Origin of the sequence: Microbacterium californiense, from assembly GCF_047246625.1 — a bacterium.
Taxonomy (GTDB): Bacteria; Actinomycetota; Actinomycetes; order Actinomycetales; family Microbacteriaceae; genus Microbacterium.
The window spans coordinates 2,314,836-2,341,771 of record NZ_JBFOKQ010000001.1; the positions used below are offsets into that span (position 1 = coordinate 2,314,836).

General features: G+C 70.7%; 22 protein-coding genes, 1 tRNA gene and 1 other RNA gene. 19 read left to right on the forward strand and 5 right to left on the reverse strand.

The genetic code is table 11. The features are described 5' to 3' along the window. Window positions 1-238: 238 nt before the first annotated feature. The gene (gene rplJ, locus AB3M82_RS11130; RefSeq protein WP_412957949.1) at window positions 239-727 is read left to right on the forward strand and encodes a 50S ribosomal protein L10; all 489 of its coding nucleotides are present in this window, start codon (window positions 239-241) and stop codon (window positions 725-727) included. Window positions 728-775: 48 nt separating this feature from the next. Then, window positions 776-1,159, forward strand: coding sequence for a 50S ribosomal protein L7/L12 (gene rplL, locus AB3M82_RS11135; protein WP_412957950.1), 384 nt, complete (start codon window positions 776-778; stop codon window positions 1,157-1,159). Between the two features lie 104 nt (window positions 1,160-1,263). Here the strand turns inward: rplL and AB3M82_RS11140 are convergent, their stop codons facing one another. Beyond that, window positions 1,264-2,268: a LacI family DNA-binding transcriptional regulator gene (locus AB3M82_RS11140; protein ID WP_412957951.1), complete on the reverse strand. Its 1,005-nt coding sequence runs from the start codon at window positions 2,266-2,268 to the stop codon at window positions 1,264-1,266. Between the two features lie 285 nt (window positions 2,269-2,553). Between AB3M82_RS11140 and AB3M82_RS11145 the strand changes: the two genes are divergently transcribed. The 8 genes from AB3M82_RS11145 to AB3M82_RS11180 all read left to right on the forward strand — a co-directional run bounded on the left by AB3M82_RS11145 (window position 2,554) and on the right by AB3M82_RS11180 (window position 11,743). Continuing rightward, window positions 2,554-3,879: an ABC transporter substrate-binding protein gene (locus AB3M82_RS11145; RefSeq protein ID WP_412957952.1), complete on the forward strand. Its 1,326-nt coding sequence runs from the start codon at window positions 2,554-2,556 to the stop codon at window positions 3,877-3,879. Window positions 3,880-3,988: 109 nt separating this feature from the next. After that, entirely contained in the window at window positions 3,989-5,332 is a 1,344-nt protein-coding gene (locus tag AB3M82_RS11150; protein WP_412957953.1) for a carbohydrate ABC transporter permease, read from the forward strand. Continuing rightward, a complete protein-coding gene (locus tag AB3M82_RS11155) occupies window positions 5,332-6,300 on the forward strand; it encodes a carbohydrate ABC transporter permease (RefSeq protein WP_412957954.1) in 969 nt (322 codons plus the stop codon). Before AB3M82_RS11150 ends, AB3M82_RS11155 begins: the two co-directional genes overlap by 1 nt. Window positions 6,301-6,398: 98 nt before the next feature. Further along, window positions 6,399-7,772 (forward strand): cystathionine beta-synthase, encoded by a 1,374-nt coding sequence (locus tag AB3M82_RS11160; RefSeq protein ID WP_412957955.1) that lies wholly within the window; start codon window positions 6,399-6,401, stop codon window positions 7,770-7,772. A 78-nt stretch (window positions 7,773-7,850) separates the two neighbouring features. Then, the gene (locus AB3M82_RS11165) at window positions 7,851-9,005 is read left to right on the forward strand and encodes a cystathionine gamma-synthase (protein WP_412957956.1); all 1,155 of its coding nucleotides are present in this window, start codon (window positions 7,851-7,853) and stop codon (window positions 9,003-9,005) included. A gap of 92 nt (window positions 9,006-9,097) precedes the next feature. Beyond that, entirely contained in the window at window positions 9,098-10,453 is a 1,356-nt protein-coding gene (locus AB3M82_RS11170; protein ID WP_412957957.1) for a multidrug effflux MFS transporter, read from the forward strand. Between the two features lie 31 nt (window positions 10,454-10,484). Next, window positions 10,485-11,132 carry a phosphatase PAP2 family protein gene (locus tag AB3M82_RS11175; RefSeq protein WP_412957958.1) on the forward strand — a complete coding sequence of 216 codons (648 nt, stop codon included), beginning with the start codon at window positions 10,485-10,487 and terminating at the stop codon, window positions 11,130-11,132. Between the two features lie 8 nt (window positions 11,133-11,140). Beyond that, the gene (locus AB3M82_RS11180) at window positions 11,141-11,743 is read left to right on the forward strand and encodes a GNAT family N-acetyltransferase (protein WP_412957959.1); all 603 of its coding nucleotides are present in this window, start codon (window positions 11,141-11,143) and stop codon (window positions 11,741-11,743) included. A 60-nt stretch (window positions 11,744-11,803) separates the two neighbouring features. Here the strand turns inward: AB3M82_RS11180 and AB3M82_RS11185 are convergent. Continuing rightward, window positions 11,804-11,891, reverse strand: a tRNA-Ser gene (locus tag AB3M82_RS11185). A 95-nt stretch (window positions 11,892-11,986) separates the two neighbouring features. Between AB3M82_RS11185 and trhO the strand changes: the two genes are divergently transcribed. Beyond that, complete coding sequence (gene trhO / locus AB3M82_RS11190) at window positions 11,987-12,880, forward strand: oxygen-dependent tRNA uridine(34) hydroxylase TrhO (protein WP_412957960.1); 894 nt, start codon at window positions 11,987-11,989, stop codon at window positions 12,878-12,880. A 9-nt stretch (window positions 12,881-12,889) separates the two neighbouring features. On the opposite strand, the gene AB3M82_RS11195 is transcribed toward trhO, so the two are convergent. From AB3M82_RS11195 to AB3M82_RS11205, 3 genes are all read right to left on the reverse strand, one after another. Beyond that, window positions 12,890-15,073 (reverse strand): transglutaminase TgpA family protein, encoded by a 2,184-nt coding sequence (locus tag AB3M82_RS11195; RefSeq protein WP_412957961.1) that lies wholly within the window; start codon window positions 15,071-15,073, stop codon window positions 12,890-12,892. A 70-nt stretch (window positions 15,074-15,143) separates the two neighbouring features. Further along, window positions 15,144-16,334 carry a DUF58 domain-containing protein gene (locus tag AB3M82_RS11200; RefSeq protein ID WP_412957962.1) on the reverse strand — a complete coding sequence of 397 codons (1,191 nt, stop codon included), beginning with the start codon at window positions 16,332-16,334 and terminating at the stop codon, window positions 15,144-15,146. A gap of 13 nt (window positions 16,335-16,347) precedes the next feature. Beyond that, window positions 16,348-17,325 (reverse strand): AAA family ATPase, encoded by a 978-nt coding sequence (locus tag AB3M82_RS11205; RefSeq protein WP_412957963.1) that lies wholly within the window; start codon window positions 17,323-17,325, stop codon window positions 16,348-16,350. A 147-nt stretch (window positions 17,326-17,472) separates the two neighbouring features. On the opposite strand from AB3M82_RS11205, the gene ffs reads away from it, so the two are divergent. The 8 genes from ffs to AB3M82_RS11245 all read left to right on the forward strand — a co-directional run. Continuing rightward, window positions 17,473-17,569: signal recognition particle sRNA small type (gene ffs / locus AB3M82_RS11210), an RNA gene on the forward strand. 39 nt (window positions 17,570-17,608) lie between these two features. Beyond that, the gene (locus AB3M82_RS11215) at window positions 17,609-18,205 is read left to right on the forward strand and encodes a rhomboid family intramembrane serine protease (protein WP_412957964.1); all 597 of its coding nucleotides are present in this window, start codon (window positions 17,609-17,611) and stop codon (window positions 18,203-18,205) included. Between the two features lie 113 nt (window positions 18,206-18,318). Next, window positions 18,319-18,885 (forward strand): hypothetical protein, encoded by a 567-nt coding sequence (locus AB3M82_RS11220; protein ID WP_412957965.1) that lies wholly within the window; start codon window positions 18,319-18,321, stop codon window positions 18,883-18,885. Between the two features lie 39 nt (window positions 18,886-18,924). Further along, window positions 18,925-21,042, forward strand: coding sequence for a phosphate acetyltransferase (gene pta, locus AB3M82_RS11225; RefSeq protein ID WP_412957966.1), 2,118 nt, complete (start codon window positions 18,925-18,927; stop codon window positions 21,040-21,042). Then, window positions 21,039-22,259 (forward strand): acetate/propionate family kinase, encoded by a 1,221-nt coding sequence (locus tag AB3M82_RS11230; protein ID WP_412957967.1) that lies wholly within the window; start codon window positions 21,039-21,041, stop codon window positions 22,257-22,259. Before pta ends, AB3M82_RS11230 begins: the two co-directional genes overlap by 4 nt. Window positions 22,260-22,362: 103 nt before the next feature. Further along, window positions 22,363-23,124 (forward strand): HAD family hydrolase, encoded by a 762-nt coding sequence (locus AB3M82_RS11235; RefSeq protein ID WP_412957968.1) that lies wholly within the window; start codon window positions 22,363-22,365, stop codon window positions 23,122-23,124. Then, window positions 23,121-25,625 (forward strand): glycoside hydrolase family 65 protein, encoded by a 2,505-nt coding sequence (locus tag AB3M82_RS11240; RefSeq protein ID WP_412957969.1) that lies wholly within the window; start codon window positions 23,121-23,123, stop codon window positions 25,623-25,625. Before AB3M82_RS11235 ends, AB3M82_RS11240 begins: the two co-directional genes overlap by 4 nt. Window positions 25,626-25,695: 70 nt before the next feature. Then, window positions 25,696-26,936: DNA polymerase III subunit gamma and tau (locus AB3M82_RS11245; protein WP_412957970.1), on the forward strand; the 1,241-nt coding region annotated here is incomplete at its 3' end.

Consider the following 26,936-nt stretch of genomic DNA (forward strand, 5'->3'; position numbering starts at 1 on the left):
TGGCGGTGGATTTGGGAGGGGGGATGCCGTGGGGTACAGTTGTACCAACCGAAGACCGCTGGTCATCGTCGTGCGCGTGAGCGCGAGGCGATCGAAGCTCTGCATCGCAGGGGCCCGCGCAGGTGTCACGAACTTCTCAGAGCTCCGTGCGCTTGCGCCGGAGCTCTTCTCTGTTGCAGGGGGTCCGAGGTCGGCGCCCCACCACCGTGCGGCGCCTCGTACACACCAAGGAGTGACCATGGCGCAGAAGGATGCATCGGTCGCCGAGCTCACGAAGTCATTCGAGAACTCGTCCGCCGTCCTGCTGACCGAGTACCGCGGTCTGACGGTTGCCCAGCTCAAGGAGCTGCGCAACAGCATCCGTCAGGACGCTGAGTACGCCGTGGTGAAGAACACGCTGACCAAGATCGCCGCGAACAACGCGGGGATCACGGCGCTGGACGACGACCTCAAGGGTCCGTCGGCCGTCGCGTTCGTGCACGGTGACTTCGTCGCCACTGCCAAGGCTCTGCGTGACTTCGCCAAGGCCAACCCGCTTCTCGTGATCAAGGCCGGCATCTTCGAGGGCAACGCCCTCACCGCCGACGAGGTCAACAAGTACGCCTCCCTCGAGAGCCGCGAGGTTCTGCTGGCGAAGGCTGCGGGCATGATGAAGGCGACGATGGGCAAGGCTGCCGCCACCATCGACGCGCTTCGCGAAAAGCTGGAGACCGCCGAGGCCGCGTGAGCGACCCGCGATCTCGTCACACAAACCCCATCTATTAGGAGATACATCATGGCGAAGCTCACCACTGAGGAGCTGCTCGAGCAGTTTGCCGGCCTGACCCTTGTCGAGCTCAGCGAGTTCGTGAAGGCGTTCGAGGAGAAGTTCGACGTCACCGCTGCTGCCCCCGTCGCCGTCGCCGGCGCCGGTGGCGCGGGTGGCGCTGCCGAGGCCGAGGAGGAGAAGGACTCGTTCGACGTCATCCTCGAGGCTGCCGGCGACAAGAAGATCCAGGTCATCAAGACGGTCCGCGAGCTCACCTCGCTGGGCCTCGGCGAGGCCAAGGCCGTCGTCGACGGTGCTCCCAAGGCCGTGCTCGAGGGCGCGAACAAGGAGACCGCCGAGAAGGCGAAGGCTGCCCTCGAAGAGGCAGGCGCCACGGTTACCCTCAAGTAATCACCGCGTCTCACGCTGTGCGAAGGCCCCGGGTTCTCCCGGGGCCTTCGTCGTGTCCCCGAATGCCCTTCCCGGCGGGGCGCGCGCCGCACGGAAGCAGCGGCTCAGCGCAGGACGGCGGTCGATCCCCGAACGACGAGGGAGGATGCCGCGGCGACCAGCTCCGCCGGAGCATCCGGATCCTCCATGCGGTCGGTCAGGAGCCGCACCGCGTCGTGCCCCTGATCGCGCGGCGACTGACGGATGGTCGTGAGGGCGAACAGCTCCGCGTGCTGGTGGTCGTCGATGCCCACCACGCTCAGCTCGGTCGGGACCGCGATGCCGAGTCGTCGCGCGGCGATGACGGCCCCGATGGCGGCCTCGTCGCAGACCGCCACGATGGCGGTGGGACGGTGCCGCCGGTCGCCGAGCAGCCCCACGGCCGCCTCGTACCCGGCGGACATGGTGGGGGCGGCGTCGGCGATCCGCGCGCTGCCCGCCAGACCCGCCGTGCCGAGCGCGGCGAGGTAGCCGTCGATGCGCCGTTCGTCGCCGTAGCCCAGGGCGCCGGCATCCGTCGTCCCTCCCACGAACGCGATGGCGGTGTGACCGAGGTCGATGAGGTGCTCGGTCGCGATGCGGGCGGCGGCGACGTCGTCGATCGACACGGCCGACGACCCGGCGCTGTACGGCCCGACGCTGACCAGCGGGCGGCCCGGGCGCTGCAGGCGCTCGATCTCGTGCGCGCTCGGCTGGATCCCCACGGCGATGATGCCGTCGAAGCGGCGGCGGGGGAGGATGCTCTCGAACAGGCGCTCGCGCGTCTGCGAGCGCTCGGGGACCCCGTAGAGCGAGAGGTCGTAGTCGAGGGCGAACAGCGACTCCTGGATGCCGGAGAGCAGTTCGGCGAAGAACCAGCGGTCGACGGGCGGCATGACCACGCCGACGGTCTGGGTGCGCCCGGTGGCCAGGCTGGTCGCGGAGGAGTGCGCGACGTACGACAGCTCCCGCGCCGCCTCGGCGACGCGCACGCGGGTCTTCTCCGACACATAGCCCCGGCCGGTCAGCGCCCGGCTCGCGGTGGCCTTCGAGACCCCGGCGCGGGCGGCGACGTCCGCGATCTTGCTCATGGGTCCGGTCCTCCTCGACGAACTCCTCTTCGCGGCGCCGTCTCCGGCACACGCCGATGACAGCGTAGTGGTTCCGGGGCGCGTAGGGAACCGGTTCCACACGATTGAAATGAGAGCGCTCCCATCATGCATCCTGATATATCGACAAAGGTTGCGATCTTGTGACCTTCGTGCGTTGTGCCGCGGGCTTCGCGGCAAGTAGGTTTACCTGGAATCGGTTCCCCAATGGTTGCGGCGATTGCTCCTCTTGGGCGGACGGATTATCCACCTGAAGAGGAGAAGTACATGGCTTTGTCACAGCGATACCGCCTTCTTGCGCCCATCGCGATCGTCGGGGTCGCCTCCCTGGCACTCGCCGGCTGCGCCGAGGGCGGCGGCAGCGAGGGCGGCGGCGACACGAAGAAGACCGTCCGCATCTCCGGCGGCATCACCGGCGTCGAGGCCGACGACCTGAACAAGTCGTTCGAGCAGTTCACCGAAGACACCGGGATCACCGTCGAGTACACCGGAGACAAGGGCTTCGAGGGCAACATCGTGACCAAGGTCACCGGTGGCGACGCCCCCGACATCGCCATCGTCCCGCAGCCCGGTCTGCTCAAGACCCTCGTCGAGACCGGCAAGGTCATGGAGGCGCCGGAGGCGGTCGAGACGGCCGTCGACGAGAACTGGTCCGAGGACTGGAAGAAGTACGGCACCTTCGACGACGTGTTCTACGCGGCTCCCATGCTCGCCAACCTCAAGGGCTACGTCTGGTACTCGCCCAAGAGCTTCGCGGAGTGGGGCGTCGAGGTTCCCGAGACGTGGGACGACATGATCGCCCTCACCGACACGATCGTCGAGAAGACGGGCGGCCCCGCCTGGTGCGCCGGCTTCTCCTCCGAGGCGGCGTCCGGCTGGCCGGGCACCGACTGGATCGAGGACCTCGTGCTCCGTCAGTCCGGCCCCGAGGTCTACGACCAGTGGGTGGCCGGCGACGTGAAGTTCACCGACCCCGAGATCAAGGAGGCGTTCGACGCCGTCGGCGAGATCCTGCTCAACCCGGAGTACGTCAACGCCGGCTACGGCGACGTCAAGAGCATCAACTCCACCGCGTTCGGCGATGTCGCGGCGGCCGTGGCGACGGGTGACTGCGCTCTGACGCACCAGGCCTCGTTCCTGTCGGCCAACTTCCTCGACACGCAGACCGCGGCGGGTGAGACCCCGGTCGTCGCACCCGACGGCGACGTCTACGCGTTCCTGATGCCGGGCGAGACCGCGGGCGAGCTGCAGGTCGAGGGTGGCGGCGAGTTCGTCGCAGCCTTCTCCGACGACGAGTCGACCCAGCAGGTGCTCGAGTTCATGGCATCGCCGGAGTTCGCCGACGCCCGTGTCGAGCTCGGCGGCGTGATCTCCGCCAACCGCAACGCCGACCCGAGCCTCGCCTCGAGCGAGTTCCTCCGGGAGGCCATGGAGATCATGCAGGACGAGTCCACCACGTTCCGCTTCGACGCGTCGGACCTGATGCCGTCGACGGTCGGCTCGGGCTCGTTCTGGAAGGGCATGGTCGACTGGATCGACGGCAAGGACACCGACACGGTGCTCTCCGACATCCAGGCCGGCTACGAGAACTGATCGATTCGCTACGATCAGCGTGAGCTGAACGGGGCCGGGCTCTCGAGCCCGGCCCCGTTCCTCCCATTCGCACCGCTCGAGTACGCAGCAGTACTCAGAAGGGGAAACCATGTCGCAAGCGACCGTCGAGGATCCCGTCAAGGTCGACGCTCCTCCACCTGTGACCAGACACGGCGCCGACCCGAAGGGTCGAGCGGTCACCCGCATCGTCCTCGCGGTCGGCTTCGTCGTGCTCGTGGCCCTCGCGCTCCTCCTCGTCTTCACGACGTCGACCGAGGAGTCGTCCCGCATCACCATCGGGTTCTCGCTCAACAGCTTCTTCCTGTGGCTCGGCGCGATGCATCCGCTCGTGCAGATCCCGGTCATCCTGCTGGTGTTCGGCGTGGTGGTGGGCATCATCCTCGTCCTCATCGAGTACGCGCCCCGCCCCGGGCGCGGGTACTTCGTCATGCGACTGGTCGCCTGCCTGGTCATCCCGGTGCTGGCGTTCCTGCTGCTGCGCCCCTACGCGAACGCCGTTCTCTACGTCGTCGCGATCGCCCTGCTCGTCGGCGGGCTCCTGTTCTTCGCCGACTTCCGGGCACGGCAGGGCGCCGGCTATCTGTTCCAGCTGGTGCTGTTCATGGCGCCGGCCTCGATCATGCTGATCCTCGGGCTCATCTACCCGGCGATCTCGACGATCTTCAAGTCGTTCTTCAACAAGACCGGCGACGAGTTCGTCGGTCTCGAGAACTACATCTGGGTCTTCACCAACCCGGTCGGAGCGTCCTCCGTCATCAACACCCTGATCTGGGCGCTCCTCGCACCCACCATCTCGGTCGTGATCGGACTCGCGTACGCCGTGTTCATCGACCGCGCGCGGGGTGAGAAGTTCCTCAAGCTGCTCGTGTTCATGCCCGTCGCGATCTCGTTCGTCGGTGCCGGCATCATCTGGAAGTTCATGTACGACGCGCGGCAGGGCGACCAGATCGGCCTGTTGAACGCGATCGTCACCGCGTTCGGCGGCGACCCGGTCCAGTGGCTGGCGATCAAGCCCATCCTCAACACGCTGATGCTGCTGATCGTTTTCATCTGGACCCAGACGGGCTTCGCGATGGTGATCCTCTCGGCGGCCATCAAGGCGGTCCCGGTGGAGCAGATGGAGGCGGCCGAGCTGGACGGCACGAACGCGTGGCAGCGGTTCCGCAACGTCACGGTGCCCGGCATCCGCTCCTCGCTGATCGTCGTGCTCACGACCATCACGATCGCCTCGCTCAAGGTCTACGACATCGTCGCCGTCATGACCGGCGGTCGCGACGAGACCAGCGTGCTCGGCTTCGAGATGGTCAACCAGCAGCAGCGGTTCCAGAGCTACGGGCACTCCTCGGCTCTCGCCGTGGTGCTGTTCCTGTTCGTGCTGCCGCTGATCGTCTACAACGCCCGATCGATGGCCAAGCAGAGGGAGATCCGCTGATGAGTGCTACGCAGGCCATCGTCGCCGACAACCGCACCAAGCGCCAGGTCGCGCGCGACACGCGCAAGAACGAGGCGATCGCCCACAAGAAGCTGACATCGAAGGGTGCGACCATCGCGGCCGCGGTCATCGCGCTCTTCTGGACGATCCCGACGTTCGGCCTCTTCGTGACGTCGTTCCGCCCCGGCGTCGACACGCAGACGTCCGGGTGGTGGACCGTCTTCGTCGACCCGGAGTTCACGCTCGAGAACTACGCGCAGGCGCTGAGCTCGGGCGGCACCTCGACCACGCTCGCCTCGGCGTTCGTCAACTCGCTCGCGATCACCATCCCGGCGACGGTGTTCCCGATCGTGATGGCGTCGCTCGCGGCGTACGCGTTCGCGTGGATCGACTTCAAGGGTCGCAGCATGCTGTTCATCTTCGTGTTCGCGCTGCAGATCGTGCCGCTGCAGATGGCGCTCGTGCCGCTGCTGAGCCTGTTCTCGGACGGGCTGACGATCAACGACGTGCCGATCTTCCCGGGCTTCGGGCTGAACGAGGTGGAGTACAGCTTCGCCCGCGTGTGGATCGCCCATGCGATCTTCGCGCTCCCGCTGGCGACGTTCATGCTGCACAACTTCATCTCCGAGATCCCGGGCGAGATCATCGAGGCGGCGCGGGTCGACGGCGCCGGACACGGGCAGGTGTTCTTCCGGATCATCCTCCCGCTGGCGGCTCCGGCCATCGCCTCGTTCGGCATCTTCCAGTTCCTCTGGGTCTGGAACGACCTGCTCGTCGCGACGATCTTCGCCTCGCCCGGCGCCCTGCCCATCACCCAGGCGCTCAACTCGCTGTCGGGCACCTGGGGCAACAAGTGGTTCCTGCAGTCCGCGGGAACGTTCATCTCGATCATCGTCCCGTTGATCGTGTTCTTCGCCCTGCAGCGCTTCTTCGTGCGCGGTCTGATGGCCGGCGCCACCAAGGGCTGACGCCCCGGTTCGCGCGGGGGCCGCGCCCAGGGGCGGAAGGACGGATGCCGTGACGCAACACATCAGCGTCACGGCATCCGTCGTTCTACGCTGAGGGCATGAAGTACGCAGAATCCATCGTCGACCTCGTCGGCGACACGCCCCTCGTCAAGCTGCAGCGCGTGACTGAGGGCGTCGCGTGCACGGTTCTCGTCAAGCTCGAGTACCTGAACCCGGGCGGGTCGGCGAAGGACCGGATCGCCGCCCGCATCATCGACGCCGCCGAGGCGTCCGGCGACCTGAAGCCCGGCGGGACGATCGTGGAGCCGACGAGCGGGAACACCGGCGTCGGGCTCGCGCTGGTCGCGCAGCAGCGCGGCTACCGGTGCGTCTTCGTGCTGCCCGACAAGGTCGGCGAGGACAAGATGGACGTCCTGCGCGCGTACGGCGCCGAGGTGGTCGTCACCCCCACCTCCGTCGCCCCCGACAGCCCCGAGTCGTACTACAGCGTGAGCGACCGCCTCGCCCGGGAGATCCCGGGGGCGTTCAAGCCGAACCAGTACGAGAACCCGAACGGCCCGCGCAGCCACTACGAGACGACCGGGCCGGAGATCTGGCGCGACACCGACGGCACCGTCACGCACTTCGTCGCGGGGGTCGGGACGGGTGGCACGATCACCGGCACAGGCCGGTATCTGCGCGAGGTCTCCGACGACCGGGTGCGCATCGTGGGAGTGGATCCCGAGGGCAGCGTGTACAGCGGCGGCACGGGTCGTCCGTACCTCGTCGAGGGGGTGGGCGAGGACATCTGGCCCGGCGCCTACGACCCCAGCGTGCCGCACGAGATCGTCGCCGTCGGCGACGCCGAGGCGTTCGCCATGACGCGGCGGCTCGCCCGTGAGGAGGGCATCCTGGTCGGTGGATCGAGCGGCATGGCCGTGGTGGGGGCACTGCGCGTCGCGCGCGACCTCCCCGCGGATGCCGTGATGGTGGTGCTCCTGCCCGACGGCGGCCGCGGGTACCTGGGCAAGATCTTCAACGACGGCTGGATGCGCTCCTACGGCTTCAGCGAGGTCGAGGAGGGCGACACCGTCGCCGACGTGCTGGCCGCCCGTTCCGGGCAGGGAGGCGGCATGCCCGCGCTCGTGCACGCGCACCCGACCGATACGGTGCTCGAGGTCATCGGCATGATGACGGAGTACGAGGTGTCGCAGCTCGTGGTGCTGAGCGCGGAACCGCCCGTCATGATGGGCGAGGTCGTGGGCTCCGTCGACGAGAAGCGCCTGCTCGACCTGCTGTTCCGGGGCGAGGCGCAGCCGGCGGATGCCGTGGGAGAGCACGTGGGGGAGCGGCTGCCGCTCATCGGCATCCACGCGTCCGTCGCGCAGGCGCGCGCCGCGCTCGCCGAGGCCGACGCCCTGCTCGTGACGGAGGACGGCAAGCCGCACACGGTGCTCACCCGCCAGGATCTGCTCGCCTACCTGTCGCGCTGAGCGCCGGACCGGCAGCGCGGAGACCCGGGGCGTAACAGGACCGGATGCCGCGGCGCCGGCGGACGTAGGCTGAAAGGCATGTCCGAGCACTCCTTCGCCACCCGAGCCATCCACGCCGGCCAAGAGCCCGACCCCCGGACGGGCGCGATCATCCCGCCGATCTACCAGTCGTCCACGCACGTGCAGGACGGCATCGGCGGTTTCCGCGAGGGCTACGAGTACAACCGCGCGGGCAACCCGACCCGTTCGTCGCTGGAGACCCAGCTCGCGGCCCTCGAGGGCGGCACCGCGGCACTGTCGTTCGCCTCCGGCCTCGCCGCCGAGGACGCACTGCTCCGCGGCATCCTGAAGCCGGGCGACCACGTGCTGCTCGGCAACGACGTCTACGGCGGCACCTACCGGCTGCTCACGCGGGTGCTCGCGCCGTGGGGGATCGAGACGACGACGGTCGAGCTCGGCGACGTCGACGCGGTGCGTGCGGCGATCCGGCCGGAGACGAAGATCGTGTGGCTCGAGACGCCGAGCAATCCGCTGCTGAAGATCGTCGACATCGCGCGGACCGCCGAGATCGCCCACGCGGCCGGGGCGATCGTCGTGGTCGACAACACGTTCGCGTCTCCGGCGCTGCAGCAGCCGCTCGCGCTCGGCGCCGACCTCGTGGTGCACTCGACGACCAAGTACCTCGGCGGGCACTCGGACGTGCTCGGGGGAGCCGTGGTGTTCGGCGACGATCGCTTCGTGGAGCCGGTGAAGTTCCAGCAGTTCGCGGTCGGGGCCGTGTCGGCGCCGCTGGACGCCTGGCTCACGACGCGAGGCATCAAGACGCTCGCGGTGCGGGTGCGCCAGCACTCCGAGAACGCGCAGGCCATCGCCGAATGGGCCCAGGGTCGACCGGAGTTCGAGCGCGTGCTCTATCCCGGTCTCGCCTCGCACCCGGGCCACGACATCGCCGCACGGCAGATGAGCGGATTCGGGGGGATGCTGTCGCTCGCCCTGACCGCGGGTCCCGGTGCGGCCAAGGCCTTCGCGGAGTCGACCGAGATCTTCCAGCTCGCGGAGTCCCTCGGGGGCGTGGAGTCGCTGATCGGCTACCCGCCGGAGATGACCCACGCCTCGGTGCGCGGCACGGCCCTCGCGGTGCCCGAGAACGTGGTGCGGCTGTCGGTCGGGATCGAGGACGTCCGCGACCTCATCGCCGACCTGGAGCAGGCGCTGCGTCGCGTGAGCGCCTGAGCGCATCCGCTCCGACCCGACGGCCGTTAGGATGGTTCGTTGTCTCGAAACGATTCGAGCCCGACTCCGCCACCTGACACTGAAAGGCTCGCGTGACCGACGCGCCCCGCACCGACACCGTCCCGACCGTCGAGCGCACCTCGACCGGCAGCATCCGCACCTCCTCCCCGACGGGCGCGATCCGCACCCTCGGCGCGAACCCGGCGACCGCGCCGATCATGCTGCACCCGGGCGACTCGATCTCGAACCGTCGACGGGTGCTCTACATCGTGCTGCTGGGCGCGCTCACCGCGCTCGGGCCGTTCACGATCGACCTGTACCTGCCTGCGTTCCCGGTACTCGAAGAGGACTTCCAGACCACCGCGGCGGCGATCCAGCTGACGCTCACGGGCACGATGATCGGCTTCGCGGTCGGGCAGCTGCTGGTCGGACCGCTCAGCGACAAGATCGGCCGCCGTCTCCCGCTGATCGTGGTCACCGCCCTGCACGTCCTCGCGAGCGCCGCAGCGGCCTTCGCGCCGAGCCTGGAGCTGCTCGGCGTCGCCCGCGTGCTCATGGGCATGGGCGCCGCGGCCGGCGGTGTGGTCGCGATGGCGATCGTGCGCGACCTCTTCGGCGGACGCCGTCTCGTCGTGATGCTCTCGCGGCTGGCGCTCGTCTCGGGCGTCGCCCCGGTGGTCGCGCCGCTCATCGGCTCCTGGCTTCTCACCTTCATGCCGTGGCAGGGCATCTTCCTCATGCTCGCGGCCTATGGGGTCGTCATGCTCGTCTCGACCGTGGTGCTGATCCCGGAGACCCTGCCGGCCGCGCGGCGCCAGGAGCGCGGCGGCGCGACGGTGCTGCAGCGCTACCGGTCCGTGCTCACCGACCGCGTGTTCCTCGGGGTGCTCGTGATCGGTGGCATGACGTTCTCGGGGCTGTTCTCGTACCTCTCCGCGTCGTCGTTCCTGTTCCAGCAGACCCACGGGCTGGACGCCCAGCAGTACGGACTGCTGTTCGCCGTGAACTCCCTCGGAGTGGTCGCGGGGGTCCAGACGGCGTCGCGTCTCGCCGCGCGCTTCGGGCCGCAGTGGGTCATGGCGTACTCCACCGCCGTGCTCCTGGTCTCGGCGGTGGCGATCGTCGTCACCGACCAGCTCGGCCTCGGGCTGTGGGGCACGGTGATCCCGCTGTTCGTCTTCATGACCGCGTGCGGCTTCACCATGCCGAACGTGCAGGTGCTGGCGCTCGACCGGCACGGCAAGGCCGCGGGCACGGCGGCGTCGATCATCGGCGCCACGAACTTCGGCGTCGCCGGGCTCATCTCCCCGGTGGTCGGATGGATCTCTCACGACGCCGGCATCACCGCCACGACGATGGCCTCAGTCATGGTCGGCTGCTCCGTGATCGGCATCCTCTCCCTCTGGTTCGTCGTGCGCCCCCGGACCGTCGGGCTGCTGAATCCCTGAGTTCCCAGCCGGCGTCCGCCAGAATGGGTCGATGGACAGGCGAATGCTGCTGTGGTGCGGTGCCGGTTGCGTCGCGCTGGCCTTCGGGCTCGGTGCGCTGCTGACGATCGGCTTCGCGCACCCGTTCTCGTTCGACTCGTGGTGGAACGAGCTGGTGACGGGATTCCGCTCGGAGGGGCTGGTCGCCTTCTCCTTCGTGCTCGACGCGATCGGAGGCGGATGGGTCGCGGTCTACCTGATCCCTGTCCTGGTGGTCCTGGCCTTCGTGCTCGCCCGCCGATGGCGCTCGGCCGTCTTCGCCGCCGTCTGCTTCGTCGTCAGCGCCGGGGCCGTGCAGCTGCTGAAGAACATCTTCGGGCGGGCCCGCCCCGAGGACATGCTGGTCGCGAGCGATTACGGCTCCTTCCCCTCGGGGCACACGGCCAACGCGGCCACCATCGCCCTCGTGGTGTGGGTGCTGTTTCCCCGCGTCTGGACGGCGATCGCCGGAGCGATCTGGATCGTCTTGATGGGGCTGTCGCGCACGTTCCTGTCTGTCCACTGGGCGACCGACACCCTGGGCGGAGCGCTGCTGGGCGCCGGGGTCGTGCTGCTCCTCGCGGCGTGGATGCTCCCGTGGGTGCACAAGCGCGTCACCGTGACCGCGGGCGATAGGCTGAGCGGCGATCCGATCGCCTGAGGAGTCCCGTGTCGCGCATCCGCCCGTACCGTCCGTCCGATCGTGCCGCGCTGTTCGACGTCTGCGTCCGGACCGCGGATGCCGGAGCCGACGCGACCGGCCTGTTCTCGGACGACGAGCTCTGGGGCTTCCTGTTCGCGGTGCCGTACGCCGAACGGCATCCGGATCTCGCCTGGGTCGTCGAGGCGGAGGACGGACGCGTGATCGGCTACGTCGTGGCCACCGACGACACGGATGCGTTCTTCACCTGGTTCCGCGACGAGTGGTGGCCCGCGCTGGCCGAGCGCTATCCGCGTCCGGCGGTGGCGGAGACGCGGGAGGAGCGCATGGTCGAGTACGGCTACACGCGCGGGCCGGGTCTCGAGCCGAACGCGGCGGAGTACCCCGCGCACCTGCACATCGACCTGCTCCCCGAGACCCAGGGGCAGGGGCTCGGCCGGGAGCTCATCCGCACCCTCTTCGATGAGCTCGCCCGCCGCGGCGTGCGAGGCCTTCACCTCGGGATGGATCCCGCCAACACCGGCGCCGCCGCGTTCTACGAGCGCCTCGGGATGACGTCGCTGCCGACGGCGCCCGGCGGCAAGAGCTACGGCGTGCGCTTCGGCGACTGACGGATCGGGGGAAGAAAGAATCCCCCGGCGAGCTCGCGCTCATCGGGGGATTCCGTCATGTGGCGGTGACGGCGGGATTCGAACCCGCGGTTGCTTGCACAACACACGCTTTCCAAGCGTGCTCCTTCGGCCGCTCGGACACGTCACCAGGGAACAACCTGACCATCCTATCCGATCCGCGGAACGGTCGGTGACGCGAGCGGCCGCCGGAGGAGCGTGCCGCGCCGCGACTAGAATCCTGGGGTGGCAACCCCGAAGATCGTCCTGTTCTACGCCTTCACGCCGCTCGCCGACCCCGAGGCGATCCGGGTGTGGCAGCGCGACCTCGGCGAGGCGCTCGGACTCCGCGGTCGCCTCATCATCTCCGGGGACGGCATCAACGGCACGCTCGGCGGAGACCTCCCTGCCCTGAAGACGTGGGTGCGTTCCTTCCGCTCGTACACGCCGTTCCGTGACGTGGACATCAAATGGAGCGAGGGGACCGGACTCGATGACGACGGCCGGAGCCTGGACTTCCCGAAGCTCAGCGTGAAGGTGCGCGACGAGATCGTGTCGTTCGGCGCCCCCGGCGAGCTGCGGGTCGACGAGAACGGTGTGGTCGGCGGCGGCACCCGACTGAGCCCGGAAGAGCTTCACGCGCTGGTCGCCGAGCGCGGCGACGACGTCGTGTTCTTCGACGGCCGCAACGCGCTCGAGGCGCAGATCGGCCGGTTTCGCGGCGCGATCGTGCCCGACGTCGAGACCACGCGCGACTTCGTCGGCCTGCTCGACTCGGGCGCCTACGACGACCTCAAGGGCAAGCCCGTCGTGACCTACTGCACGGGCGGCATCCGCTGCGAGGTGCTGTCGAGCCTGATGACCGCTCGCGGCTTCGGCGAGGTCTACCAGCTCGAGGGCGGCATCGTCCGCTACGGCGAGAAGTACGGCGACGACGGCCTGTGGGACGGCTCCCTCTACGTGTTCGACAAGCGCGGGTCCGTCGACTTCTCCGACCACGCGGCCGTCATCGGCGAGTGCGTCGGATGCGGGCAGCCGACCAATCGCACCGCCAACTGCCCCGACCTCTCCTGCCGCACACAGGACGTGGTGTGCGAGACGTGCGACACGGTCCGCTGTCCGATGCACGCCGCCGCCTGACCCGGCGCACTACAGCGGCGCCGCGGCATCCGCCCCGCGTGCCGCGAACAGCGAGCGGGGGAGGAGCAGCGCGTGCAGGCGCTGCGGCGGGTCGAGGCTGCGCCCCAGCCCGGCGAGCACGACCCTGAGCGGCGCGGACAGGTCGTCCTCGCCCGACCCCGGCCGCGCATAGCTGGCGCGCTCGACGGCAGCCGTCAGCCGGTCGACGGCCTGGGCGTCGACCCCTCGCTCGCGCACGAGATCGGCGGCGCGCACCCGGGGCGTGTCGGCATCCGACACCGGCAGCCGGAGGTCGACCAGGGTGTCGCGGAGCTCGGTCCAGGCCGCGCCGGCGTCGCCCTTCCGCGCCCGGGCGACGCGTCGGGCGCGCACGATCCGGCGGAGGATGGCTGGCAGCAGCAGCACCACGAGCGCCCCGAGGATCACGAGGGTGAGCGGGGTGGGATCGAAGCGGCGCAGGTCGGCCGACGAGGCGCTGTTGTCGCCGGCATCCTCCCGTTCCAGCTCCGGCGCGGTCGTCTGCTCGCTCTCGGGACCGGTCGTCTGGGTGGGCGCCGACGGATCGCCCGAGCCGCCGTCGCTGCCCGTCGCCGCCCGGAATTCGGTCGGTACGCCCAACGACGCGGTGGGCTCGAAGGGCACCCAGCCGATGCCGGGGAACAGCACCTCGGGCCAGGAGTGCAGGCGGTCGCTGGTGACCGAGAAGACGGTCTCCTCGCCGCGTCTCTCGGTGGTGCGGGAGCCCGGGAGGTAGCCGACCACGATCCGCGTCTGCATGCCGAGGCTCTCGGCCATGAGGGCGAACGCGCCGGCGAAGTGCACGCAGTAGCCCGAGCGGATGTCGAGGAAGCGCTCCACCGCTTCGGCGCCCGTGCCGTCGAAGCCCTCCTCGACCGGGGTGTCGAGCGAGTACGTGAACTCCGCGCGGAACCAGTCCTGCAGCGTCAGGAGCCGGTCGTAGTCGGTGTCCTGCCCGTCGGTGACCTCGCGTGCCAGCTGTCCGACGATCGCCGGGATCTCGGCGTCGCCGGCATCGCGGTCGAACTCGGGGGGAGCGGCCTCCACCGCACGGATCTGCTCCAGCGTCGGGATGATCCGCAGGGACGCGACGGTGTAGTCGGCGCCCACGGCATCCGTGCCGCGCGCGACGACCGTCCGGTTCTCGGGCATGACCCGCCACGACGCCGCGACGCCTTGGATGCCCGTCGCGGGGTAGGGCACGGGGAGCCAGGCGCTCGACATCCGCAGCACGCGGATGGAGGTGGCCGCCTCGACGACCGCGACGTCCTCGCCCCACTCGGGGTCGCCGAACCCCTCGGTCTGCGATTGCAGGTCGCCGCGGTCCGGCTGCCAGACGCGCCCGTCGAAGTCCGACAGGGTGGTGAGCCGGAGGTACGGGGCGGTGTCGGCGGCCGTCGTCACCGTGAGCACCTCGACGGGATTCGGCTGGCGCAGGTCGTCGCCCAGCCGCAGTGACGCGTCCACCGTGATGCCGGTGCCCGTGCCGGCGATGCCCGAAGCCACCGGGAGGCCGGGGACGACGACCAGCGTGGCCACGACGGCCGCGATCCCGACACCTGCGGCGAGCGAGGAGGACGAGCGGGCCGGGACGAGCGGATGCCGTCGGGCGGTGTAGCGGAAGATCAGCAGGACCGTGGCGGCCAGCAGCACGAACCACGGCACGTTGGCGTCGCCCTGGGTGGCGATCATCGGCACAGCGCCGATCACGGCGACGAGCAGGGAGGGGAGCACGGCCGAGCGGTGCGCGATGCCCTGGTCGAGCAGGACGGCCACCACAGCGAAGCCGAGCCCGAGTGCCGCTGTGAGCCCCGGGGTGGCGGCCAGGGGCGCCGACCCCTGGGCGACCTCCTGCCAGGCCGCGGCCAGACGGTCGCGGAACACCTCGATCGTCGTGGGCGTGGGGAGGATGCCGAAGAACGCGGTGTTGCCGGACACGGTCTGGGTGAGGAGCGCCACCGCGAGGAGCAGCTGCACCGCCAGCGTCGCGGCGTCGCGGAGCAGAGCCGACCGGTGTCGCAGCAGAGCCCGCGTCGCCATACCGCCGAGCGCGGTGGCGACGATCACGCCGACGACCGCCACCGACCAGCCGCCCGGCTCGATGACCGAGGTGAACGGCCACATCGCGACCAGTCCGGCGGCGGCGGCCACGGCGGCCGGAGCGGCGATGGGCATCGGCCTCTCGTCCTCGCGGTGCCAGGGGATTTGCGTCGTCCTCGGGACGTCCGTCCGGGCCGGCAGGCGCTCAGCGCGGAACATCGGGTCCTCCGAGGTGCTCCGGGACGGCATCCGCCCAGGCCTCGCCCGGGTCGGCGCCCAGCGTCGCGAACGACCACCCGCCGCGCACGGCCGCGGCCTCGGCGCCGGGCTGCGCATCCGAGGCGAACAGCATCGCCACCGCCGCGCCCGCCGTGCGCAGGCGCAACGCGTCGTCCTCGTCGATCCGCCCGGTGATGTAGATCAGCGGGCCGGGGGCGGACCCGCCCACCAGCGTCGCGACGTCGCGGCCCTCGCCGCGCGGTGACAGGAGCGCCAGCGCCACCAGCAGGCTGTCGCGGTCGTCCTCGTGCCCGCGCAGGATGCCGAGCACCGCCCCGGAGCTGTCGATCACGTCCACGCCGTACCCCTCGTCGGCGAGGTGGATGGCCGCGGAGGCGCACAGCGACACCGCCGCCTCGAACGCCGCCTCGGCGTCCGGATCGTCGGGGGTCCATCGGCTGCGGCTCCGGTCGAGGATGACGAGGGCGTCCGGACTCGACTCCTCCTCCTCCTGACGCACCATCAGCTGACCGCGGTGCGCGGTCGCCCGCCAGTGGATGCGGCGCATCGAGTCGCCGGGCAGATATGCGCGCGGAGACAGGTTGTCGGCACCCTGACCCAGCCTGCTCGACGAGGTGTGCGCCGTCCCCCCGGCCGCTCCCACCCGCACGGCGAGCGGTGCGAGGGCGACGACCTCGGGCACGACGGTCACGGTGCGGGTGTCGCCGAACTCCTGCACGCGCTGCGCGAGGCCGAACGGGTCGACCGTGCGCAGCAGCAGCGGGCCGACGGGCCACACGCCGCGTCGCACGCCCGTGATGCGGTACTCCAGGCGTCCGCTCTCGGGCGGGTACTCCCCGGCCGCGTCGCCCGTGACCGCCGGAGGCAGGACGTCGTGCCAGAGGGCGTGCGGCACGCGCAGCGAACGCAGCGCGAACCGCACGGTGACCCGCGAGGTCTGCGACACCGTCAGGAGGTCGGTCGAGATCTGGCGGCTGACGGTTCCCGACCTCCGGGGGAGCCACACCGAGAGGCACGACAGGAGCGTGAGGAACGCCAGCAGCAGACCGGCGTACAGCAGGATCGGCGCCGCGGCGAGGTTCGCGCCGATCACGCAGCACAGCGCCGCGACGAGCGCGCCTACGCCCCGCGGGGTGAGGGATCGGCGGCGTCGCATGATGGACCGGTCCTCAGACCCGCGTCGCGACGGGCACCCGCACCCGCTCCACGATCTGCGCGAGCGCGGCCTCGACGGGCTGGGCGCCCGCGCGGTGCGCACCCCGCGCCGGGAGCAGGCGATGGGCGAGCACGGGCAGCAGGAGCGCGGTGAGGTCGTCCGGGATCACGAAGTCCCGGCCGTCGAGCGCGGCGCGCACCTTCGCGGCGCGGACGAGCTGCAGCGTGGCGCGAGGACTCGCCCCGAGGTGCAGGTTCGGGTCGTTCCGCGTCGCCTGGGCGAGCGCCACCGCGTATTCCTCGATCGCGGGCGCGACGTGGACGTTCCGAGCCCAGGCGATCAGGTGACGGATCGAGCTCGCGTCCGCCACCGCGGCGACCGCGGCGAGCGGGTTGACGACGTCGCGCTGGCGGATCATGAGCGCCTCCGCCGCGGCATCCGGATAGCCCATCGAGATGCGCATCATGAAGCGGTCGCGCTGCGCCTCGGGCAGGGCGTAGGTGCCCTCCATCTCGAGCGGGTTCTGCGTCGCGACGACCAGGAAGGGGTCGGGGAGCGGATGCGTCGAGCCGTCGACCGTGACCTGGCGCTCCTCCATCGCCTCGAGCAACGCCGACTGCGTCTTGGGCGAGGAGCGGTTGATCTCGTCGGCGATCACGATCTGCGCGAAGATCGCCCCGCGCTTGAACTCGAACTCCCGCTCGACGGGGTTGTACACCGACACGCCCGTGACGTCGCCGGGGAGCAGATCCGGGGTGAACTGGATGCGCCGCACCGTGGCGTCGACGCTCGCGGCGAGCGCCCGCGCCAGCATGGTCTTGCCGACCCCCGGCACGTCCTCGATGAGGAGATGCCCCTCGGCGAGTAGGCAGATCAGGGCGCTGCGCACGGCGTCGGGCTTGCCGTCGATGACCTGGCCGACCGAACCGAGGATCGCATCGGTCTGCGCGGCGAACTGCTCGGCCGTGATCCGGGGGGAGTGGTGTGTCATGCGATCCCTCTCGCGTCGGCGCTGCAGTGCGCGTTCCTCGATCGTAACCCTGCCCAGGCGGGGCGGGGCTGACAGAAGCGTGAACATCAGCCTCGCGGTCCGACGATCCCGGTCACGAGCACGGCTCGAGGATCGGCTAGACTGATCCACGGCTCTCCGCGTGGCGGCATCCAGGCCAATTCCCCCAGGGCGGAAACGCAGCAAGGGTAACCGGGCTCTGCTGGGTGCGCGGAGGGTCTTTTCTTTTCAGGCTCCTCCGGGGCTGCCCTGCCAGGATCGTGTCGTGACCACTCCCGCCCCCTCGCAGCGCGCGCGCACTCTCGGTCGATTCGCGTCGCCGGTGCTCCTCGTGGCGGACATGTGGGTGGTCCAGCTCGCGGATGCCGTGCTCCCGGGCACCTTCTGGGTGTTCGGTCTGCGCTCGTGGGACCCCGAGGGGCTCACCGGCATCCTGCTCGGGCCGTTCCTGCACGCCGGGTGGTCGCACCTGATCGCCAACTCGGTGCCGCTGCTCGTGCTCGGCTGCCTGGTCGCCGTCGAGGGCACCCGTCGGTTCTGGGCGGTCACCGCGATGGCCGCCGTGATCGGCGGGATCGGCACGTGGCTGATCAACACACCGGGCACGCTCACCATCGGCGCCTCCGGACTGGTGTTCGGGTACTTCGGCTACGTGGTGATGCGGGTCTTCGCTCCCGGCCGCGTCGCGCATCGCGTGCTCTACGCCGTGATCGCGCTGCTCGTGATCTTCCTCTACGGGGGCACCATGCTCGTCGGCGTCTTCGGCGCGGGCGAGGGCGTCTCGTGGCAGGCGCACCTGTTCGGCGCGGTCGGCGGGGCGCTCGCCGCCGTCGTCGGCCGGCGCCGGGGCGCACGAGCGTGAGCGCCCCGCGGTCGCGCACCGCGTCGGCGAAGAGGCGCGAGAGAAGACGGCGCCCCGCGGCGCGCCGCCGTCGCCTCGGCGTGCGGGCGCGCGCCGCGCGACGGAAGCGGCGGATGCTGCTGTTGCGGCGGTTCTCGATCACCGCCGCCGTCGTCGCGGTCGTGGTGGGGGTGGCGGTGCTCGTTCCGCTCGGTCTCGGGCGGGAGACCGAGGCATCGATCTGCGTCGACGATCCGAGGACGTTCCCCGAGGCCGGGATCGACGGCTGGCGCGGCGAGCAGCTCGAGAACGCCGCGACGATCATTCGCACCGCCTCCGCGCTCGGGTTCGGTCGCGAGGGACAGGTCCTCGGCGTGATGACCGCGATGGGCGAGAGCAGTCTTCGCAACATCGACTACGGCGACTGGGAGACGACCGGCTTCACGAACCCCGACGGCTCCCGGACCACGAGCATCGGGCTGTTCCAGCAGCAGGAGTGGTGGGGGAGCGTCGAGCAGCGGATGGATCCCGCCACCGCCGCCTCGCTCTTCTACGAGCGGCTCGCCCGCATCCCGGACTGGCCGGCGCTCGATCCGTCGCTCGCCATCCACCGCGTGCAGATCAATACGGATCCGGCCTACTACTCCCGGTACGCCGCGGACGCGGCATCCGTCGTCGACGTGCTCTCCTCCGGCTGCTGACCCAGGCACGCCACAGTGTCGTGCGCCTAGGCTGGGGACGTGGCGCAGAGCATCTACATCACATCGGCCGAAGGTCATACCGGCAAGTCGACGATCGCGCTGGGCGTGCTCGACGCGTTGATGCGGGTCTCCCCGCGCGTGGGGGTGTTCCGCCCGATCTCGCGCTCCGTCTCCGAGCGCGACGAGATCCTCGAGCTCCTGCTCGCCCACGACGGGGTGCAGCTCGACTACGAGGACTGCATCGGCGTCACCTACGACGACGTGCGCCACGACCCCGAGCGGGCGCTGTCGACGATCGTCGCCCGGTTCAAGGCGGTCGAGGCACAGTGCGACGCCGTGGTGATCGTCGGCAGCGACTACACCGACGTCGCGAGTCCCGCCGAGCTCGGCGTCAACGCGCGAATCGCGGCCAACCTCGGCGCACCGGTCCTGCTCGTGCTCAGCGGGCGCGACCAGCAGCGCCAGGCGGAGCAGCTGGGCACCACGACGGCGCGCACCCCGGCCGCGGTCGGGCAGATCGCCGCCCTGTCGCTCTCCGAGCTCGACCAGGAGCGCGCCGCGCTGTTCGCGATCATCGTCAACCGCGCCGACCCCGCCGACCTCGAGGGCATCGTGGACGCGGTCCGCGCGGTGCGGCCGGACCGCACTCCGCCGATCTGGGCGATCCCCGAGGACCGCACGCTCGTGGCCCCCTCCATCCGCGGCATCCTCGCCGCCGTCGACGGCCGCCTCATCAAGGGCGACGAGGGCAGGCTCGCGCGCGAGGCGCTGTCGATCGTCGTGGCGGGCATGTCGATGGTCAACGTCCTGCCGCGCATCACGGAGGAGTCGGTCGTGGTCATCCCGGCCGACCGCACGGAGGTGCTGCTCGCCACGCTGCTCGCCGACGCCTCGGGCACCTTCCCGCGCGTCAGCGGCATCATCCTCAACGGGCCCTTCCCGCTGCCCGAGCCGATCGTGCAGCTCCTCGACGGGTTCTCCTCGACCGTGCCGATCATCGCGACCGACCTCGGCACCTACGACACCGCGGTGCGGGTCATGGGCACCCGCGGGCGCATCGCCGTCGACTCGCGCCGTCGCTACGACCGGGCCCTGGGCCTGTTCCAGAACCACGTCGACGTCGCCGAGCTCAGCACGCAGCTCGGCCTCGTCGAGTCCCGCGTCGTCACGCCGCTCATGTTCGAGTACGGCCTCATCGAACGGGCGCGCGCCGATCGCCGGCGCATCGTGCTGCCCGAGGGCGACGACGACCGCATCCTCCGCGCGGCCGCGACCCTGCTGGCCCGCGAGGTCGCCGACCTCACGATCCTCGGCGACGAGGCCGGCATCCGCGCCCGCGCCGTCGAACTGGGCGTCGACATCGACGGGGCGCAGATCATCAGCCCGACCGACCCCGAGCACGTCGAGCGGTTCTCCGAGGAGTACGCCCGGCTGCGCGCCCACAAGGGCATCACCCGGGCGCAGGCCGCCGACACCGTGACCGACGTCTCGTACTTCGGCACGATGATGGTGCACCTCGGCCTCGCCGACGGCATGGTGTCCGGCGCGGCGCACACGACCGCGCACACCATCCGGCCGTCCTTCGAGATCATCAAGACCAAGCCCGGGGTGGACGTCGTGTCGAGCGTGTTCCTCATGGCGCTGGCCGACCGGGTGCTCGTCTACGGCGACTGCGCGGTGATCCCCGATCCGACCAGCGCCCAGCTCGCCGACATCGCGATCTCGTCGGCGGCGACCGCCCGGCAGTTCGGGATCGAGCCGCGCGTGGCGATGCTGTCGTACTCGACCGGCGAGTCCGGCTCGGGGGCCGACGTCGAGAAGGTGCGCGAGGCGACCGCGCTCGTGCGCGAGCGCGCGCCGGAGCTGCTGGTGGAGGGCCCGATCCAGTACGACGCCGCCGCCGACGCCGCGGTCGCGAAGGCGAAGCTGCCCGAGTCCGCCGTGGCCGGCCGGGCGACCGTGTTCGTCTTCCCCGATCTCAACACCGGCAACAACACCTACAAGGCCGTGCAGCGCTCGGCGGGCGCGGTCGCGATCGGCCCCGTGCTGCAGGGCCTGAACAAGCCGATCAACGACCTGTCGCGCGGCGCGCTCGTGGAGGACATCGTGAACACCGTGGCCATCACCGCGATCCAGGCGCAGGGAGGGGCGGCGTGAGCGCGATCCTCGTCATCAACAGCGGATCCTCGTCGCTGAAGTACAGCCTGCTCGACATCGAACGCGAGGACGAGCTCGCCTCGGGCCTCATCGAGCGCATCGGGCAGGAGTCCGCCGTCGCCTCGCACACGGTGCGCCCCGACACGCAGGCGGATGCCGTGGCCACGATGCTCGACGCGACGTACCGCGACGAGCGGCCGATCGCCGATCACCACGAGGCGTTCGCCGTCATGCTCGAGCAGTTCGCCGCGCACGGGCCGTCGCTCGACGAGCACGCGCCGGTCGCGGTCGGGCACCGCGTGGTCCACGGCGGGGCCCGGTTCTTCGCGCCGACCCTCATCGACGACGACGTCGACCGGCAGATCGAGGAGCTCTCCGTCCTCGCGCCGCTGCACAACCCGGCCAACCTCGCGGGCATCCTCGCCGCCCGGACCGTGTTCCGCGGCATCCCCCATGTGGCCGTCTTCGACACCGCCTTCCACCAGACCCTGCCGCCGGCCGCGTACACCTACGCGATCGACGCGGAGCTCGCGGCGCAGCACCGGGTGCGCCGCTACGGGTTCCACGGCACCAGCCACCAGTTCGTGAGCGAGGCCGCCGCCGCGCACCTCGGGCGAGATCTCGGCGAACTCCGCCAGCTCGTCTTCCACCTCGGCAACGGCGCCTCGGTCACCGCGATCGAGGGCGGACGCTCGGTCGAGACCTCGATGGGCCTCACGCCCCTCGAGGGCCTCGTGATGGGCACCCGCTCGGGCGACATCGATCCGGCCGCGCTCGTGCACCTGTCGCGGCGGGCCGGCCTGTCGATCAACGAGCTCGACGCGCTGCTCAACACCCGCAGCGGACTCAAGGGCCTGGCCGGACGCAGCGACATGCGCGACATCCTGGCCGGGGTGGATGCCGGGGACGAGGCGGCCATGCTCGCGTTCGACGTCTACATCCACCGCCTCCGCGCCTATGCCGGCGCCTACATCGCCCAGCTGGGCGGCGTCGACGTCATCTCGTTCACGGCCGGGGTCGGCGAGAACGCCGCCCGGGTGCGGGCCGAGGCTCTGGCGACCCTCGGATTCGCGGGCGTCGAGATCGACCCCGAGCGCAACACGGCACCGGGTCGCGGCATCCGCCGGATCTCCTCCGACGCCTCCGCCGTGACCGTGCTCGTGGTGCCCACGAACGAGGAGCTGCAGATCGCCCGGCAGACCGCCGAGATGCTCTGACGCAGCCGTCCCCAGCGAGGCTTGCTTTCCCGGTTCCCGGCACTACGCTGTCATGGTGGCACGGAGGAGTGCCGAAACCCTCGTCCTTCTCCTGGAGGTCTCTGTGCCGGAAAACCTGCCCGATCTGCTCGCCGCAGAAGGGGTGCTCTTCGACCTCGACGGAGTGCTCACTCCGACGGCCGAAGTCCATATGCGCGCCTGGAAGGCCGTCTTCGACGACGTCTTCGCGCGCTGGGGGATCACGCCCGCATACACCGACGCCGACTACTTCGACTACGTCGACGGCAAGAAGCGCTACGACGGGGTCGCGAGCCTGCTGCGCAGCCGGAATGCGGAGGTGCCGTGGGGAGCGGTCGACGACCCGCCCGAGGCCGAGACCATCTGCGGCATCGGCAACCGCAAGAACACCGCCTTCGCCGCCGAGCTGCGCCGCGAGGGCATCGCGCCGTACCCGGGCTCGCTCGCGCTCGTCGAACGGCTGAGCGCCGCCGGCGTGCCGATGGGCGTGGTGTCGAGCTCCAAGAACGCCGAGGAGGTGCTCGGCGCCGCCGGCATCCGCTCCTTCTTCCGTATCGTCGTCGACGGGGTGGTCGCCGAGCGCGAGCACCTCGCCTCCAAGCCCGCCCCCGACATGTTCCGCGCCGGCGCCGTCGCGCTCGGCGTCGACCCGGCGCTCAGCGTCGCGATCGAGGACGCGACGTCGGGTGCCGCCTCCGCGGCCGCGGCGGGCTACGCGCACGTCGTCGGCGTCGACCGGGGCACGGGCGCCGATGCCCTGCGTGCCGCGGGCGCCACCGTGGTCGTCGACGACCTCTCCCGCTTCCTTCCCGAGAACCCGAACACCGCTGCACCGGAGACCGCATGATCGATCGCGACCGCTTCCCCGTCGACCCCTGGCGCCTCATCGAGACGCGCTACTCCGAGGAAGGCGTCGGCGAGACCCTCTTCTCGGTCGGCAACGGCTATCTCGGCCTGCGGGGCAACCACATCGAGGGGCGCGGCGCACACGAGCACGGCACCTTCATCAACGGCCTCCACGAGACGTGGCCCATCCGTCACGCCGAGCAGGCGTACGGCTTCGCCGAGGTCGGCCAGACGATCGTCAACGCGCCCGACGCCAAGGTCATGCGCGTGTACGTCGACGACGAGCCCATCTCGTTCGACGAGGCCGACGTGCGCGAGTACCGTCGCACGCTCGACATGCGCACCGGCGTGCTCGAGCGGCTGGTCGTCTGGGAGACGCCGTCGGGCAAGCGGGTGCGCATGCGCGACGAGCGCCTGGTGAGCTTCGAGGAGCGGCACCTCGCGATCCTGCGGCTCGAGGTCGTGGTCGAGAACTCCGACGCGCCGGTCACCATCAGCTGCCAGATGCTGAACCGTCAGGACGGAGCGGGCGTCTACGCCGGCACTCCCGCGGCGGCCCAGAAGGCGTTCGACCCGCGCAAGGCCGAGAAGATCGCCGAGCGGGTGCTCCAGCCCGGGGAGCACTGGCAGGACGGACTGCGCTCCGCCCTGTCGTACCGCGTCGCCGAGTCGGGGATGACGGTCGCCGTGGTCGCCGACCACGTGGTCGAGACCGAGAACGACTACAGCGCGCGCTCGCTGATCGAGTCCGACATCGCCAAGAACGTCTTCCGCGTGCAGGCCAAGGCCGGGGTGCCGATCACGGTCACCAAGCTCGTCAGCTACCACACGTCGCGCGGCGTGCCCCCGCGGGAGCTCGTCGACCGCTGCCGCCGCTCCCTCGACCGCGTCGCGGTGGAGGGTGTCGAGACGCAGTTCCGCCGTCAGCGCGACTGGCTCGCCGCGTTCTGGGAGCGCAGCGACGTGCAGATCGGGGAGCACGACGACCTGCAGCAGGCCACCCGCTGGTGCCTGTTCCAGCTCGCGCAGGCGTCGGCGCGGGCCGACGGCACGGGCGTCCCCGCGAAGGGCGTCTCGGGGTCGGGCTACAGCGGCCACTACTTCTGGGACACCGAGATCTACGTGCTCCCGTTCCTCACCTACACCTCGCCGCAGTGGGCCCGCAACGCGCTGCGCGCGCGTGTGCTCATGCTGCCGGCCGCCCGCCGACGCGCGGGCCAGCTCAACGAGGCCGGGGCGCTGTTCCCGTGGCGCACGATCAACGGCGAGGAGGCCTCGGCGTACTACGCCGCCGGCACCGCGCAGTACCACATCAACGCAGACGTGAGCTTCGCACTCGGCAAGTACGTGCGCGCGACCGGTGACGAGGAGTTCCTGCGCCGCGAGGGCGCCGACGTCGCGGTCGAGACCGCGCGCCTGTGGGCGACGCTCGGCTTCTGGCGGTCCACCCGGGTGGTGGAGGACACGGCGGATGCCGACGGCATCCAGACCTTCCACATCCACGGCGTCACCGGTCCCGACGAGTACACGACCGTCGTGAACGACAACCTCTACACGAACGTGATGGCGCGCTACAACCTGCGGTTCGCCGCCGCGGTGGTGCGGGAGATCCGCGAGCAGTTCCCCGAGGACTACGCCCGGCTGGTCGAGCGGACCGGCCTGTCCGAGGGCGAGGCCGACGCGTGGGAGCGCGCTGCGGAGGCGATGTTCATCCCGTACAGCGAGAGCCTCGGCATCCACCCGCAGGACTCGCTGTTCCTCGAGCGCGAGGTCTGGGACCTGGCGCACACGCCGGCATCGCAGCGTCCGCTGCTGCTGCACTTCCACCCGCTCGTGATCTACCGCTTCCAGGTGCTGAAGCAGGCCGACGTCGTGCTGGCGCTGTTCCTGCAGGGCAACCACTTCTCGCCCGAGGAGAAGCGCGCCGACTTCGACTATTACGACCCGCTGACGACGGGCGACTCGACGCTGTCCGCGGTCGTGCAGTCGATCCTCGCCGCCGAGGTCGGGTACCAGGACCTCGCGCTGCAGTACTTCGAGGAGTCGATCTACGTCGACCTGCACGACCTGCACAACAACGCCGCGGACGGTGTGCACGTCGCCTCCGCGGGCGGCGTGTGGACGGCTCTCGTCAACGGCTTCGGCGGCATGCGCGACTACGAGGGAGAGCTCAGCTTCGACCCGCGCCTGCCCGCCGCCTGGCCCTCGCTGACCTTCCCGCTGTTGTGGAAGGACTCGGCGCTCACCGTGACGGTCACGAAGGACGCGCTGCGGGTGAAGGTGCGCGTGGGAGACCCCGTGCCGTTCACGGTGCGCGGCGAGGCCTACATCGCCACGAGCGACCAGGAGGTCCTCGCGCCGCTCGCCGACCAGGGGCCGCTGATCGCCGGACGGCCGACGCTGCGCCAGTTCGCGGACGCGCTCCGCGAGGACGGCACGCGCCTCTCGGCATCCGTCCCCGTGATCACCACGTCGATCCCCGTCATCACGGGGATCGACTGACGACCGAGCGGCAGGTGCGCCGGGAGGGTGCGCCTGCCGCAACGTCGGTGGCACGCCGTAGGCTGTTCTGGTGACCACAGCCCTCTACCGCCGCTACCGACCCGAGGCCTTCGGCGAGATGATCGGGCAGGCCCAGGTGACCGACCCGCTGATGACGGCGCTCCGCGGAGACCGCGTCGGCCACGCGTACCTCTTCTCAGGTCCGCGCGGCTGCGGCAAGACCACCTCGGCCCGCATCCTCGCCCGGTGCCTCAACTGCGCCGAGGGTCCGACCGACGTCCCGTGCGGCACCTGCCCGAGCTGCGTCGAGCTGTCGCGCAACGGCGGCGGCTCGCTCGACGTCGTCGAGATCGACGCGGCCAGCCACAACGGCGTCGACGACGCCCGCGACCTGCGCGAGCGGGCGACCTTCGCGCCGAGCCGCGACCGGTTCAAGATCTTCATCCTCGACGAGGCGCACATGGTGACGCCCCAGGGGTTCAACGCTCTGCTCAAGCTCGTCGAGGAGCCGCCGCCGCACGTCAAGTTCATCTTCGCGACGACCGAGCCCGAGAAGGTGCTCGGCACGATCCGCAGCCGCACGCATCACTACCCCTTCCGGCTGGTGCCGCCCGCCGCGATGCTCGAGTACGTCGAGAAGCTCTGCGCCGAGGAGGGCGTCGTCGTCGAGCAGGGCGTGCTGCCGCTGGTCGTGCGCGCGGGCGGGGGCTCGCCGCGCGACACACTCTCGCTGCTCGACCAGCTGATCGCGGGCTCGGATTCGCCCGCGGGCTCCGAGACCGTCACGGTCGCCTACGAGCGCGCGGTCGCGCTGCTCGGCTACACCCACGCGGCCCTCCTCGACGAGATCGTCGACGCGCTCGCCGTGGCCGACGCCGCCACCGCCTTCCCGGCCATCGACCGCGTCGTGCAGACCGGGCAGGACCCGCGGCGTTTCGTCGACGATCTGCTCGAACGGCTGCGCGATCTGATCGTGATCGCCGCCGTCGGCAACGGCGCCTCTGCGGTGCTGCGCGGGATCGCCGAAGACGAGCTCGAGCGCATGCGCACCCAGGCCGCCGCCTTCGGCGCAGCCCGCCTCTCGCGCACTGCCGACGTGGTCAGCGCCGCGCTCGACGACATGACGGGCGCCACGTCTCCGCGCCTGCACCTCGAGCTCATGGTGGCTCGCGTGCTCGCCGGGGGAGCGGATGCCGCGGGCTCGGGCGCTGCGCCCGTCGCCGCCTCCGAGCCCCGCGCCTCGGCGTCGGCCGCCGACCGCGCTCAGAACGTGCAGCGCGCGACCGCCGCCGCCTCGGCGCAGTCCGGCGC

Excerpts from the sequence above, each read along its gene's own strand:
- AB3M82_RS11220 (WP_412957965.1), top strand. The coding sequence starts at position 18,319 with ATGCTGCTGTTGCGGCGGTTCTCGATCACCGCCGCCGTCGTCGCGGTC.
- rplL (WP_412957950.1), top strand. The coding sequence starts at position 776 with ATGGCGAAGCTCACCACTGAGGAGCTGCTCGAGCAGTTTGCCGGCCTG.
- AB3M82_RS11200 (WP_412957962.1), bottom strand. The coding sequence starts at position 16,334 with ATGCGACGCCGCCGATCCCTCACCCCGCGGGGCGTAGGCGCGCTCGTC.
- AB3M82_RS11145 (WP_412957952.1), top strand. The coding sequence starts at position 2,554 with ATGGCTTTGTCACAGCGATACCGCCTTCTTGCGCCCATCGCGATCGTC.
- AB3M82_RS11195 (WP_412957961.1), bottom strand. The coding sequence starts at position 15,073 with ATGCCCATCGCCGCTCCGGCCGCCGTGGCCGCCGCCGCCGGACTGGTC.
- AB3M82_RS11165 (WP_412957956.1), top strand. The coding sequence starts at position 7,851 with ATGTCCGAGCACTCCTTCGCCACCCGAGCCATCCACGCCGGCCAAGAG.
- rplJ (WP_412957949.1), top strand. The coding sequence starts at position 239 with ATGGCGCAGAAGGATGCATCGGTCGCCGAGCTCACGAAGTCATTCGAG.
- AB3M82_RS11155 (WP_412957954.1), top strand. The coding sequence starts at position 5,332 with ATGAGTGCTACGCAGGCCATCGTCGCCGACAACCGCACCAAGCGCCAG.
- AB3M82_RS11175 (WP_412957958.1), top strand. The coding sequence starts at position 10,485 with ATGGACAGGCGAATGCTGCTGTGGTGCGGTGCCGGTTGCGTCGCGCTG.
- AB3M82_RS11140 (WP_412957951.1), bottom strand. The coding sequence starts at position 2,268 with ATGAGCAAGATCGCGGACGTCGCCGCCCGCGCCGGGGTCTCGAAGGCC.
- AB3M82_RS11205 (WP_412957963.1), bottom strand. The coding sequence starts at position 17,325 with ATGACACACCACTCCCCCCGGATCACGGCCGAGCAGTTCGCCGCGCAG.
- AB3M82_RS11150 (WP_412957953.1), top strand. The coding sequence starts at position 3,989 with ATGTCGCAAGCGACCGTCGAGGATCCCGTCAAGGTCGACGCTCCTCCA.
- AB3M82_RS11160 (WP_412957955.1), top strand. The coding sequence starts at position 6,399 with ATGAAGTACGCAGAATCCATCGTCGACCTCGTCGGCGACACGCCCCTC.
- AB3M82_RS11240 (WP_412957969.1), top strand. The coding sequence starts at position 23,121 with ATGATCGATCGCGACCGCTTCCCCGTCGACCCCTGGCGCCTCATCGAG.